Annotated in this window: 13 protein-coding genes; all 13 read right to left on the minus strand. The window is 33.9% G+C overall.

The window, feature by feature from the left end; translation table 11 throughout:
* Positions 1-136: 136 nt before the first annotated feature.
* The 13 genes from ACIQ2J_RS04725 to paaE all read right to left on the minus strand — a co-directional run bounded on the left by ACIQ2J_RS04725 (position 137) and on the right by paaE (position 12,403).
* Positions 137-526, minus strand: coding sequence for a DUF1016 N-terminal domain-containing protein (locus ACIQ2J_RS04725; RefSeq protein ID WP_396167220.1), 390 nt, complete (start codon positions 524-526; stop codon positions 137-139).
* A 56-nt stretch (positions 527-582) separates the two neighbouring features.
* Entirely contained in the window at positions 583-1,785 is a 1,203-nt protein-coding gene (gene pcaF, locus ACIQ2J_RS04730) for a 3-oxoadipyl-CoA thiolase (protein ID WP_396167221.1), read from the minus strand.
* Between the two features lie 252 nt (positions 1,786-2,037).
* Positions 2,038-4,047 (minus strand): hybrid sensor histidine kinase/response regulator, encoded by a 2,010-nt coding sequence (locus ACIQ2J_RS04735; RefSeq protein ID WP_396167223.1) that lies wholly within the window; start codon positions 4,045-4,047, stop codon positions 2,038-2,040.
* A 192-nt stretch (positions 4,048-4,239) separates the two neighbouring features.
* Positions 4,240-4,644, minus strand: a complete 405-nt coding sequence (locus tag ACIQ2J_RS04740; protein ID WP_396167225.1) for a PaaI family thioesterase — start codon at positions 4,642-4,644, stop codon at positions 4,240-4,242.
* Positions 4,645-4,700: 56 nt separating this feature from the next.
* On the minus strand, positions 4,701-5,858 hold the full coding sequence (locus tag ACIQ2J_RS04745; RefSeq protein WP_396167304.1) for a 3-hydroxyacyl-CoA dehydrogenase NAD-binding domain-containing protein: 1,158 nt from the start codon (positions 5,856-5,858) through the stop codon (positions 4,701-4,703).
* 1 nt (position 5,859) lies between these two features.
* On the minus strand, positions 5,860-6,909 hold the full coding sequence (locus tag ACIQ2J_RS04750) for a YhcG family protein (protein ID WP_396167227.1): 1,050 nt from the start codon (positions 6,907-6,909) through the stop codon (positions 5,860-5,862).
* Positions 6,910-6,915: 6 nt separating this feature from the next.
* Positions 6,916-7,701 (minus strand): enoyl-CoA hydratase-related protein, encoded by a 786-nt coding sequence (locus ACIQ2J_RS04755; RefSeq protein WP_396167229.1) that lies wholly within the window; start codon positions 7,699-7,701, stop codon positions 6,916-6,918.
* 106 nt (positions 7,702-7,807) lie between these two features.
* On the minus strand, positions 7,808-8,308 hold the full coding sequence (gene paaD / locus ACIQ2J_RS04760) for a 1,2-phenylacetyl-CoA epoxidase subunit PaaD (protein ID WP_396167230.1): 501 nt from the start codon (positions 8,306-8,308) through the stop codon (positions 7,808-7,810).
* 109 nt (positions 8,309-8,417) lie between these two features.
* Positions 8,418-9,170: a 1,2-phenylacetyl-CoA epoxidase subunit PaaC gene (gene paaC, locus ACIQ2J_RS04765; protein WP_396167231.1), complete on the minus strand. Its 753-nt coding sequence runs from the start codon at positions 9,168-9,170 to the stop codon at positions 8,418-8,420.
* Positions 9,171-9,198: 28 nt separating this feature from the next.
* Complete coding sequence (locus ACIQ2J_RS04770; RefSeq protein WP_396167232.1) at positions 9,199-9,561, minus strand: four helix bundle protein; 363 nt, start codon at positions 9,559-9,561, stop codon at positions 9,199-9,201.
* Between the two features lie 110 nt (positions 9,562-9,671).
* Positions 9,672-9,953 carry a 1,2-phenylacetyl-CoA epoxidase subunit PaaB gene (paaB, locus tag ACIQ2J_RS04775; protein ID WP_396167233.1) on the minus strand — a complete coding sequence of 94 codons (282 nt, stop codon included), beginning with the start codon at positions 9,951-9,953 and terminating at the stop codon, positions 9,672-9,674.
* A 69-nt stretch (positions 9,954-10,022) separates the two neighbouring features.
* Positions 10,023-10,979, minus strand: coding sequence for a 1,2-phenylacetyl-CoA epoxidase subunit PaaA (paaA, locus tag ACIQ2J_RS04780; protein WP_396167234.1), 957 nt, complete (start codon positions 10,977-10,979; stop codon positions 10,023-10,025).
* Between the two features lie 350 nt (positions 10,980-11,329).
* Positions 11,330-12,403 carry a 1,2-phenylacetyl-CoA epoxidase subunit PaaE gene (gene paaE / locus ACIQ2J_RS04785; protein WP_396167235.1) on the minus strand — a complete coding sequence of 358 codons (1,074 nt, stop codon included), beginning with the start codon at positions 12,401-12,403 and terminating at the stop codon, positions 11,330-11,332.
* Positions 12,404-12,413: the final 10 nt, after the last annotated feature.

Genomic DNA, 12,413 nt, shown 5'->3' on the forward strand with positions numbered 1-12,413 from the left:
ATCTATTTTCCTGCTGCCTTTCCAAAGCTCGCCAAGATTGCTTCGTGCCTCGCAATGACTGGCGAGGCTTTTCCCTTGCATCAGGGCTAGATAGGTTTCCATTTTTGTATTTGTTATCAATCATAAATCAACTTTTCTAGTTGTTCCTGTAATTGTTCTTTATTAGGAAGATACAATTGGTATTTGCTTTTAATATCTCATAATAATGACTCCAGGTCAATAAGTGGGACAGTGTCCCACTTATTGGAAATGAAAGATATAATTTTCTCATATAAAGCAAGTTAGATCTTCCGAATCCCTTACCATACTGCAATGTCAAATCTTTAGAAAGCCTTTCAAATAATTGAGTTCCATACTCAGCACGTTCATTTCCTTGCTGTTCAAATTCAACAATATAATGTCCTATTTCCCAATAGGTTTGTACCAAAACAGTATTTACAGACTGAATGGCTCTTTGCCTTCCCGACTGAAATAATTCGCCAATCTGGTGAATTAGATTCTGATATTTGTTACTTTCTAAATTCATTGTTAGATTATTATAACACTACAAACCTAATAGGTTTTTTTAAATCCTGTTAGGAGTTAAACTCTTTCAATAATTGCTGCATACCCTTGACCAACTCCTATACACATGGTGATTAATGCATATCGTTTCCCGGTTAATTGCAATTCTAATGCTGCGGAATACATAATTCTTGCTCCAGTAACACCCAGTGGATGGCCTATTGCTATGGCTCCTCCATTTGGGTTGATTCTTGGATCGTTATCTTTCAATCCTAATTCGCGAATGCAAGCAATACTTTGTGCTGCAAAGGCTTCGTTTAATTCGATAATGTCTATTTGGTCTAAGGTTAAACCTGCTTTTGCTAATGCTTTTTTAGTGGCTTCCACAGGTCCTATTCCCATTATTCTTGGCTCTACACCAACTACTGCCGAACTTACTATTCGAGCCAAGGGTTTCAAGTTATATTTTTGTACTGCTTCTGCAGAGGCAATAATTGTTGCGGCTGCACCATCATTTAATCCTGAAGAATTTCCTGCCGTTACGCTTCCGTCTTTTTTGAAGGCAGGTCGTAATTTGGACAAACCCTCCATGGATGAATTTGATTTTACAAATTCATCTTTAGCAAATTGAATGGCATCTCCTTTTCGTTGTGGAATTTCCACAGTTACTATTTCTTTGGTTAGTCTTCCTGAGGCTTGTGCTGCGGTTGCTTTTTGTTGGCTGTGCAAAGCAAACGCATCTTGGTCTTCGCGTGTAATGTTGTATTTTTCTACTAAATTTTCGGCAGTTTCTCCCATGGCATCGGTGCCAAACATGGCGTGCATTTTGGGGTTGGTAAAACGCCATCCAAAACTAGAATCGTACATTTTGCTATCGGTTCCATAAGCCGTTGATGGTTTGGAAACTACTAATGGGCCACGGGTCATGTTTTCTACTCCGCCTGCAATGAAAACATGTCCGTCGCCTGCTTTAATAGCACGACTAGCATGAATAATTGCCGACAATCCCGAACTGCACAAACGGTTTACTGTTTCTCCGGGAACCGTATAAGGCAATCCTGCAAGTAGCAACGACATGCGTGCTACGTTACGGTTATCTTCTCCGGCTTGGTTGGCGCAGCCTAGAATTACGTCATCGTAAGCGTCTTTGGGAATGCTTGGATTATTTTCTACTACGGTTTTGATTACCAATGCTCCTAAATCATCGGCGCGAACCGCTGACAATGTACCTTGATAACTTCCAATTGGAGTTCGAACTCCGTCTATGATGTATGCTTCCATTTTAGGTTGTGGGTTGTAGGTTGTGGGTTGTAGGTGGTACAACTTTGAACCTATTATTTATTTATTATTTTATTTTCTATTCAATACGTTTACTGTTTAGCCCTGATGCAAGGGAAAAGCCTCGCCAGTCATTGCGAGGTACGAAGCAATCTTGGCGAGCTTTGGAAAGGCAGCAGGAATTGCCATTACTGAAAATGCCCGAGCCATTCGCTCCTAATATCGACTTCACTACGGATAAATACTTTGCTTTTTTCATTCGCAATAATAACTTATTCGTTCATATAAATAATTATTAGTGAATGGTTTTGACACTATATCATTCATTCCAGATTCTAAAATTGTTTGATGGTTGGTTTCAAAATCTACCGCTGTTAAAGCAATTATTGGAATATTTTTATTGAATTTTCTAATTTGTCTTGTTGCTTCCAACCCATCTATATTGGGCATGTGCACGTCCATCAAAATCAAATCGAATTGGTTGTTTTTTGTTAAATTAATGGCGTCAAAACCGTTGTTGGTTGTTTGACAAATTGCATTGGCGCTTTCAACTATTTTTTTTGTAATCATTAAATTTAGTTTATTGTCGTCTACCACTAAAATCTTTAATCCATCCAATGGGAATTCTTTTTCTTCTTCTGGTTTTAGGTATTTTTCTAAAATTAATTCGAAACTAAATTCAGAGCCTTTACCTATTTCAGAATGTATTTGAATTTTAGAGTCGTAAAGTTTTAGAATGTTTTTTACAATGTAAAGCCCAAGCCCTGTTCCTGCAACATCTAATGTGTTATCTTCATTTTTATTAAAGGGTTCAAAAATTGCTTTCTGTTTTTCGATTGAAATTCCTTTGCCTGAATCTTTTACGCTAAATTTTAATTGGCAGATGTTTTCGTCTTGAAAAATATTTTTAATTGTTAAATTAATAGGTTCTTTATTTGAAAATTTAATTGCGTTACTGACTAAATTAATTAGTATTTGACTTAATTTAATTTTATCCACAATTACATAATCCCAAACATCTTGATCTATTTCAATTATAATTTCATTTTCGAAAGCGATGGATTGAATAGTTTTATTGATAAATTGTCTCAAAGTAATTTCATTTCGCCTTACATTACTCTCTCCTAAATTAAATTTTGCATATAACAGTAAGTTATTGGTTAATGAGTACAAGAGTTCTCCTAATGAATTTAATGATTTTAGATATCCTTTTACTTTGTTGTCATCACTTTTAGATTCTTCTAATAACAAATGCGTAAGGCCTTTAATGCTATAAATTGGCGTTCGCAATTCGTGTGTTACTACAGAGAAGAAGCGATTTCTTTCTTTATCAATTGATAGTAATTCTTTGTTTTTGTTTTCTAAAATTATGTTGGTTCTTTTTCTAAAGACAAAGGTTCTATATAAAATTAGAATTAAAATTATTAAGATAAAAACACAAAATAAAGTAATAATGGAAATTACCTTTGATTTTTCGGCTATGTCTTTATTCTTTTGATTTTCAATAGAAAGTAATTTTATTTTATTTTGATTTTCTACAAAATTGGTAGTTGTGGTTCTGAACTTATCCTGAAAATTAGTATAAAATAGGTTGTTGTATTTATTGTAATTATTTAAATAATATTTTAAAGAATCAGATTTTGTTTGTTGACTTAAGAAATATTTTGTTTTGTAAAAACAAAATGCACTAATTTCTTTGTCTTGTGCTAATTGATCAACATTACTTTTTCTGTAGAGATAATTCTTAATTTGTGATTGGTTTAATATTTTATTTCCATCTTGAAATTTTTGGGTTTCAATTAGGCCATAGGCCATTAATGCTAAACATGCAGGTTTCACATTATTTATATAATCTTTTTTATACTCTTCTTCATTATCATTAAATTTAAAATTAGTAAAATCTTGAAGCCATTCATTGGCATTTTTAACCAATTCGGGAAATTTTTCATCTTCAAATAAATACTGTAAATACTCTTTTTTTATTTTAAAATATTTATGAGAATGTAAGTTTTTTAGTTTGATTATTATATTACTAATAACCGTATCTTGAACTAATTTTCTGTTTTTATATCTTTTTAATCTATATAAATTGGCCTTAGTAGTTAGAATATTTATAGTATCCTTTGTTTTGCTATACAATTGCAAGGCCTGTTTCATTTTATTCTCAGAAGCACTGAAATTTCCAATTGCTGAGAAGATAATACCGCTAAGAGTATAAGAATCTGCAATTAATGTTGTGTCTTTTTGCTTTACTGCTATAGCCATGAGGCTATCATTTTTCTGATTTGCCTCTAAATAATTATCGGATCTTATTAAATAATAAATATCCACTATTAACTTCTTGGAAGGATTATTTGACTTTTTATCCTGTCCAAAAATTAATATACTATTTATTAATAAGAGTATGAAAAATATTTTTTTGCTTTTCATTTAAATTAACCTTCTATTTTTTAAATTTTATTCCCATTCTTTAGAAGTTCTATAGGCAACTCCTTTGAAAAGTGCTACTAACATATCTCCCTTTTTTACTTCTATAATATAAAATCCAACTTTGTTTTTAAGACTTTCTATACTGGCTTCTGCTACTATGTAATCTCCTTCTTCAAGTGCTTCAATATGGTTGATGGAAGTTTCAATAGAAACGGCAAATCGGCCATTGGTGTTGACTGAAAATCCAAATGCGGTGTCGGCCAACGAGTAGGTGATTCCGCCATGCGCTTTCCCCATACTGTTGAGCATTTCTTTGCGGATGGTCATTGCTACTTTGCAATTTCCGAGTTCGCATTCGAGTATTTCTATGCCAAGCCATTGACTGAAAGGGTCAAGGGAGAGCATTTTATAAGGTATTTTTGTTCCTTCCATTTGTTTGTTTTAACCGCAAAGAGCGCAAGGTATTACGCAAGGTTCGCTAAGTTTATTTAGTAAAAAGATTTATTTTCTATATTCATTCTTCTTAAGATTGGACTACATCTATATCTATCTTCGTGGTATTCATTGTATAATTCGTCTATTTTATTGACACACCATTGAATTCCGAGTTCGTCTGCCCAAGCGAGTAATCCTTTTGGATAATTTACTCCTTTGGTCATGGCGTTATCTATGTCTTTGGCGGATGCTATATTTAAAAAGAAAGTATCTGCTGCTTCGTTGATGAGCATGACGATTACTCTATCGAATATATATTTTGCTACCGCTGAATCTTCTTTTGGGTTTGCTTCGTTCCTAGCAATGACATTATAGGAATAAAATCCTCTTCCTGATTTTCTTCCTAAAAAACCGGCTTCTACCAATCTTTTTTGGGTGAAGGAAGGTTTGAATTTTGGATCAAAATAAAATGCTGTGAAAACAGTTTCAGTGACTGTATAATTTACGTCGTTTCCTATGAAATCCATTAATTCAAAGGGTCCCATTCGGAAACCTCCGATAGTTTTTAGAGCCCAATCGATGGTTGCAAAATCGGCTACACCTTCTTCATAAATGCGTAAACTTTCGCTGTAAAAAGGTCGTGCCACACGATTTACAATAAATCCTGGTGTGTCTTTAGCAACTGCTACCGTTTTTTTCCAATCGGTAATAGTTTTTATGGTTTTTTCTAAAACCTCGGCACTTGTTTGTACTGCTGGAATTACTTCCACCAATTGCATTAATGGGGCTGGATTAAAAAAGTGAATTCCAATGACGCGTTCTGGTTTTTGGCAAGAGGCGGCAATGGAAGCAATGGATAAAGAGGAAGTATTGGAAGCTAAAATGGTTTCTGGCGAGACGTAATTTTCTAATTCAGAAAAAAGTTTTCGCTTGACTTCTAAATTTTCAACAATTGCCTCAATAACCAAATCGGAATCGGATAAATCTTTTATAGTGTAGATGTAAGAAATATTATTTAGGATTCGAGATTTTTCGATGGAATCTATTTTTTCTTTTTCTACTAATTTGGTCAAAGTAGTTTCCAACGCAATTTTGCTTTTGGCTAATGCTTCTTGATTTAAATCGAATAATTTTACTGTACAACCAGCAGTTGCGGCTACTTGCGCAATGCCACTTCCCATGGTTCCGGAACCTATTATTGAAATATTCATGTTATTCATAATCATTTAAAATATGTTGAAAATCTTCTTTACTTGGCAAAATAGTTTGATATTTTGAGGCATAAATTTGGGAGTTATTTTCAGGTAAAGTTATTTCTACTAATGCTTGCTTTTTGTCTTTACAAAGTATAACTCCTATTGTTGGGTTTTCTGTTTCAGACTTAACAAATCTATCGTAATAATTGACATACATTTGCATTTGTCCTAAATCTTGATGGGTTAATTTTCCGATTTTTAAATCTATTAAAACGAAGCATTGCAATAATCTATTATAAAAAACAAGGTCAACTCTAAAATGCTCTTCTTCAAATGTAAACCGAACTTGTCTTCCTCCAAAGAAAAATCCTTTCCCTAGTTCCAACATGAATTTTTCAATATGATTAATTATTGCAGTTTCAAGATCCGTTTCAGAATAACATTCCTTTTCTTCTAACCCTAAAAATTCCAAAATCAAAGGTTCTTTTAAAATATCGTTGAAATTTTCTACAACTTGCCCATTTTTAATAATTTGCAAAACTTCCTCTTTGTTCTTACTTAAACTTATTCTTTCGAATAATCCCGAATTAAATTGTCTTTCTAAATCTTTTAATTTCCAATGATTTAAAAATGATTCCACTTCGTAGAATTGTCTTTCTTTTTCATCCTCAATTCTCATCAAAAACATGTAGTGTGACCAACTTATTGACAAAATTCTAACAACCAAATCATTGTTTTCAGAAATCCTCAAGTGGTTTGAGGAATTTAGAAAAACTTTTGAATTCCTCAAATCATTTGAAGAAATCGAATACATTGCATAAAAATTACGCATGCGTTCCAAATTAGGCACAGAAAATCCTTTTAAATTTTTGCTTGTTAAATCATTTGAAACAATTTTTAAAAGGTTTGCACCGTATTCTGCTCTTTTCTCCCCATTTTGCAATTCCTCAACAATCATTTTGCCAATTTCAAAGTAAGTTATAACCATAGCCGAATTAGCAAAAGAAGCAACTTTACTTCTAGCGTCAATTATAAGCGAAACTATTCTATTACTTAAATCGTTCATTTAAATTTAATTCCCTTTAAACTCTGGTTTTCTTTTTTCTACAAATGCGGTTACGCCTTCGTTGTAATCGTTAGTTGAGCTTGCTTCTATTTGCAAATCGCTTTCTAATGCTAATTGTTGTTCTAGATTATTGTTCATAGATTGGTTTAACAATCTTTTGGTTAAACCTAATGCTTTAGTTGGCATTTTCGCTAAATTTTCAACAAGAATTTTTACTTCTTCTTCAAAAATTGCAGTCGGGTATAATTTGTATATCATTCCTAAAGTCAATGCTTCTGTTGCTGTAACTTTATCTCCTAACATCATTAATGCTGATGCTTTTTGGAATCCGATTAATCTTGGCAGAAAGAAGGTTCCTGCACTATCTGGTATTAATCCGATTTTACTGAATGCTTGGATGAAACTTGCATGTTCATTTGCTACCACAATATCACAAGCCAAAGCAATGTTAGCCCCTGCTCCTGCAGCAACGCCATTAACGGCTGCAACAATAGGTTTTTCAATGGTTCTTATTTTTTGGATTATTGGGTTGTAATGTTCTTCTAGAATTTTTCTGAAACCTGGATTTAGTTCTGGATCAGTGACTTCTTTCAAATCTTGTCCAGCACAGAAAGCTTTTCCGTTTCCAGTGATTACGATGGCACGCACATTAGTATCCGTATTGCAATCGTCTAATGTTTTTTGCAATAGCAATGCCATTTCACGATTGAAACTATTAAATACTTCGGGTCTGTTGAGTGAAATCCACGCAACCTTGTTTTCAATTTTTAACTCAATGGAATTATTGCTCATACCTTATTTTATTTCTCGCAAAGTCGTAGAGTCGCAAAGACTACTTTTGCCAATTTGCTATATTTATTATTTTATAAAACCTACAAGGTTTTGGAAACCTTGCAGGTTATTTTAAACATTTGAAATAATCAAATGGCTCTAAACAATCCTCACATTTAAATAATGCTTTGCATGCTGTTGAACCGAATTGACTAACTAATTTAGTATTTAACGAACCACATTGTGGACATTTAACTAATTTTTTATTTCCAAGAAGTGCTTCTTTATCGGCTGATTCTGATAAAGGGGATGCAATTCCGTATTTTTCTAATGCTGTTCTGCCTTTTGGAGTAATCCAATCGGTGGTCCATGCGGGTGAAAGGATTAATTCAATTTTGGCTACGTAGCCTTCTTTTTTAAATGCTGCTTTAATGTCGTCTCCAATGACATCCATTGCTGGGCAACCGCTATAGGTTGGTGTTATTTGAACCTCAACAATATCGTTTATTGTTTTTGCAGAACGCACTACTCCCATTTCCATTATAGACAAAACTGGAATTTCTGGATCGGAAACCGTATCTAGAATTTCAAATAGTTTTGGGTCGATATTTGGTAATGGTTCTTTCATTTGTTTTAATATGTGCGCTTTGCTTACTTATTTTGGATCGCGGATGATACAGATTTAGCTGATTTTCACGGATTTTTATTTTTTATTTAAAAATTTACTGAATAAAAAATTACCAAGTCATGTTTGGGTAAGTTCGTTGCATGAATTGTAATTCGGTTAGTATGTAACCCATGTGCTCACTATGAATTCCTTGTTTTCCTCCTTTTTGGAAAAATTCAATTGTTGGTGTTTGCAAAGTTGCTTCTTCTAAAATTTCGCTTACTTTTTTGTAGTAATTTATTTTTAAAAGTGTGGTGTCAACTCCGATTCCTTCTGCAACCATAGCTTTATCGGCATCGGTTTGGTGGAATAACTCGTCGGTGAAAATCCACAAATCGTTAATTGCGTTTTGGATTCGGTTGTGACTTTCTTCGGTTCCATCACCTAATCTTTTAATCCAATCGGAAGAAAATCGGGTGTGGTATAAAACTTCTTTGATGCTTTTTTTAGCAATTGCTGCCAACATTTCGTCTTTGCTGTTTTGCAATTCTTCTAATAATGCTAGATGGAAAATATCAAATAGAAATTGTTTGGTTATAGAATAGGCAAAATCGGTATTGGGTTGTTCTACCAACAAAACGTTTTTGTATTCTCTTTCTTTTCTTAGAAATGCGATGGTGTCTTCTGTAGCATCACCTCCTTGTAATTTGGCTGCATATTGGTAATAACTTCGTACTTGCCCAAATAAATCTAGAGAAATATTAGTCATTGCAATATCTGTTTCTAAACTTGGACCATGACCGCATAACTCACCAAGACGTTGCCCGAGAATTAATGCGTTATCGGCTATACCGTAGATGTATTGAATTAAATGTTTAGTCATAAGTTGTTAGTCAATTAGTTGATAGTCATTAATTATTAGTCGTTAGTGATATTGATTTTATTAATCCTCTAATAATTTTTCCTACTTCATTTGATTTATTAATTAATTTTTCTGATTGCTCTTGTGTTAAATAATTTAATTTGTTTGAAAGGTATAACATTGATTTCACTTCACTACAGGAGCCTAAGGCTATGTATAGAAACCTAATAAATTCTTTATCACTCATTCTGTCAAAGCCTTCTGCAATATTATTAGAAATTGATAATGAAGCCCTTTGAATTTGGTTTTTGAATCCAAAATCATTTGAATTTTGAAAGACTAAATAGATTTCAACACACAAATCTTGAGCTTTTTGCCAAGCAATAATATCTTCAAATTTAACAATAGTCATAAGCTAATAATAAATTAGTTGTTAATCTTTAGTTGTTTGCATTATTAGTTAGTATCTTATTGACTAAAGACTTTCGACTAATAATTAAAAACAAAGTGACTTATGTCTAATTACATGTGTTTTAATTCATCTGGAAGTTCATAAAAAGTAGGATGACGATAGGCTTTGTCTTTTGCAGGATCAAAAAGTGCTGCACTATCTTCTGGATTTGATGCTGTGATTTGTGCTGATGGAACTACCCAAATGCTAACGCCTTCCATCCTACGTGTGTAAACATCACGAGCATTTTCTAAAGCCATTGTAGCATCACTTGCATGTAAACTTCCGCAGTGGCGGTGTTCTAATCCGTTTTTACTTCTAATAAATACTTCCCAAAGTGGCCAATTCTTCATTTTCTTATAGTTTTCAGTCGCAGTCGCAGTTAGCAGTCTGAAAACTGAAAACTGAAACTGGGAACTATTTTATATTGCTTGTTTTACTTCTCTATTATCTTGTTTTTCGGCGTAAGCCATGGCTGCATCACGAACCCATTTTCCGTTATTCCAAGCATTTTTACGAGCTGTGATTCGCTCTTTATTGCATGGTCCGTGTCCTTTTACTACTTGCCAAAATTCATCCCAATCTAATTCTCCAAATTCGTAATGTTTGGTTTCTTCATTGAATTTTAAAGTTGGATCTGGAATTGTTAGCCCAATCATATGAGCTTGTGGAACGGTTTGATCTACAAATTGCTGACGCAAATCATCATTAGTTTTACGTTTCAATTTCCATTTCATGGATTGCTCTGTGTGAACGGATGCTGCATCGGTTGGTCCAAGCATCATTAATGCTGGAAACCACCATCTGTTTAAGGCATCTTGTGCCATTTCTTTTTGTTCAGGAGTCCCTTCGGCTAAGGTCATCATGATTTGAAAACCTTGTCGTTGGTGAAAACTTTCTTCCTTACAAACACGCACCATAGCACGAGCATAAGGTCCGAATGAAGTTGTAGTTAATGGCACTTGGTTGATAATTGCCGCGCCGTCAACAAGCCAACCAATTGCTCCCATATCTGCCCAAGTGAGTGTTGGATAATTGAAAATACTAGAATATTTTGCTTTTCCTGAATGGAGTTGGTCGTATAATTCTTCGCGAGATACACCCAAAGTTTCGCAAGCAGAATACAAGTACAAACCATGCCCAGCTTCGTCTTGAATTTTTGCCAATAAGGCTACTTTTCTTTTTAAAGATGGCGCACGTGTAATCCAATTTCCTTCTGGTAACATTCCTACTATTTCGGAATGTGCGTGTTGGGAAATTTGACGGATGTGTGTTTGACGGTATTTTTCGGGCATCCAATCTTTTGGTTCAATTTTTTCGTCACGAGCTATTCTTGCGTCGAAAATTGCTTCTAGGTTCTTTACTTCGTGTTCTGACATATTTTTTTTGTTTCAGGTTTCAAGTTTAATGTTTCAAGTTCTTGGCTTGAATCTTTAAATATGAAATAATTTTATTTACTTTTTTCTTTGATTACAGTTAAAATCAATTTGTTTTTAAACTATTAAGGTATTAAGATTCATTAACTTTTTTCACTTTCTTACTTTCTTTTTGCTCGCAAAGGCGCAAAGGTTTTTTATTGTTGTTTCTACTTTTATTTTCTTGCTATATGTTTACTCTTTAGCCCCGATTGAGCCGATATCCTTGCGTAGTTTACGGAGCAAGATAAAGGCGAAAGCGGGAAAATGGTTTACTAAAATGCGTTAAAGATTCGCTCATTATCCTACTAAATCTAAACTCCAAAATCGACTACTACTTTTTCTGATGTTGGCACGGCTTGACAGCTTAACACCAAACCTTTTGCGACTTCGTTTTCGTCGAGTGCATAATTGATTTTCATTTCGACGGTTCCTGAAATGACTTTACACTTGCAGGTACTGCAAACACCACCTTTGCAGGCGAAGGGTAAATCGGCTCCGGCGGCTAATGCACCGTCTAGAATGTTGTCAAAATCGTCGTCCATGACGAAATGGAATTCTTTTCCTCCGTCGATTATTGTCACATCGGTTCCTTCTACTTTTTTTTCTATTATTTTTGACATTCTGGCTTTGTCTTCATCGGTAATTCCTGATGTAAACAGCTCGTAATGGATTTTATTTTTATCTAAACCTTCGGCAATTAGTTCGTCGCGGATTAAGAAAATCATTTGTTCTGGACCGCAAATGAAACATTCGTCGGTTGTAGGAATATCGATGATATTTTTGGCTAAAACTTGTAATTTTTCTTTGGTGAACCGACCGTTTAATAATTCGATACTTCTATGTTCTTTGGTTAAAAAATGGAAAATTTCGAATCGGTTGAAATAGATATTTTTTAATTGTTCAATTTCTTCTTTAAAGATAATTGATTTTACGGTACGGTTAAGATAAAACAGTTTAAATGTGCTGTTTGGCTCGGATGCTAAATGGGTTTTTATAATGGAAAGTATTGGTGTAATACCACTTCCCGCTGCAAAAACGATATAATTTTTTGCTTTATTTGGATTTATTGCTACATTAAATTCGCCATTTGGAGGCATTACGTCTAGAAAATCGCCTGATTTTAAAGCATCGTTTACAAAAGAAGAGAACAATCCGCCGTTTATTTTTTTAACGGCAACTTGCCATTTATTTTCTATTGGACTTGAACATAAAGAATAAGAACGTCTAACTTCTTGGCCATTTATGGTGGTTCTTAAGGTAAGGTGCTGCCCAGAATTGTAGGAGAAATCGGATTTTAAATTTTCGGGGATATCGAAAGTGATAACCGAACAATCCTTGGTTTCTTTGTAAATATCCGCAACTTGTATGCTATGAAATTTGGACATAAAAATTATT

Origin of the sequence: Flavobacterium sp. (assembly GCF_044357305.1) — a bacterium.
Lineage (GTDB): Bacteria > Bacteroidota > Bacteroidia > Flavobacteriales > Flavobacteriaceae > Flavobacterium.

Coding starts and splice junctions, on each gene's coding strand:
- ACIQ2J_RS04740 (WP_396167225.1), bottom strand. CDS start 4,644: ATGGAAGGAACAAAAATACCTTATAAAATGCTCTCCCTTGACCCTTTC.
- pcaF (WP_396167221.1), bottom strand. CDS start 1,785: ATGGAAGCATACATCATAGACGGAGTTCGAACTCCAATTGGAAGTTAT.
- ACIQ2J_RS04725 (WP_396167220.1), bottom strand. CDS start 526: ATGAATTTAGAAAGTAACAAATATCAGAATCTAATTCACCAGATTGGC.
- ACIQ2J_RS04745 (WP_396167304.1), bottom strand. CDS start 5,858: ATGAATATTTCAATAATAGGTTCCGGAACCATGGGAAGTGGCATTGCG.
- paaD (WP_396167230.1), bottom strand. CDS start 8,308: ATGAAAGAACCATTACCAAATATCGACCCAAAACTATTTGAAATTCTA.
- ACIQ2J_RS04735 (WP_396167223.1), bottom strand. CDS start 4,047: ATGGCTATAGCAGTAAAGCAAAAAGACACAACATTAATTGCAGATTCT.
- paaC (WP_396167231.1), bottom strand. CDS start 9,170: ATGACTAAACATTTAATTCAATACATCTACGGTATAGCCGATAACGCA.
- ACIQ2J_RS04755 (WP_396167229.1), bottom strand. CDS start 7,701: ATGAGCAATAATTCCATTGAGTTAAAAATTGAAAACAAGGTTGCGTGG.
- paaE (WP_396167235.1), bottom strand. CDS start 12,403: ATGTCCAAATTTCATAGCATACAAGTTGCGGATATTTACAAAGAAACC.
- paaB (WP_396167233.1), bottom strand. CDS start 9,953: ATGAAGAATTGGCCACTTTGGGAAGTATTTATTAGAAGTAAAAACGGA.
- ACIQ2J_RS04770 (WP_396167232.1), bottom strand. CDS start 9,561: ATGACTATTGTTAAATTTGAAGATATTATTGCTTGGCAAAAAGCTCAA.
- ACIQ2J_RS04750 (WP_396167227.1), bottom strand. CDS start 6,909: ATGAACGATTTAAGTAATAGAATAGTTTCGCTTATAATTGACGCTAGA.
- paaA (WP_396167234.1), bottom strand. CDS start 10,979: ATGTCAGAACACGAAGTAAAGAACCTAGAAGCAATTTTCGACGCAAGA.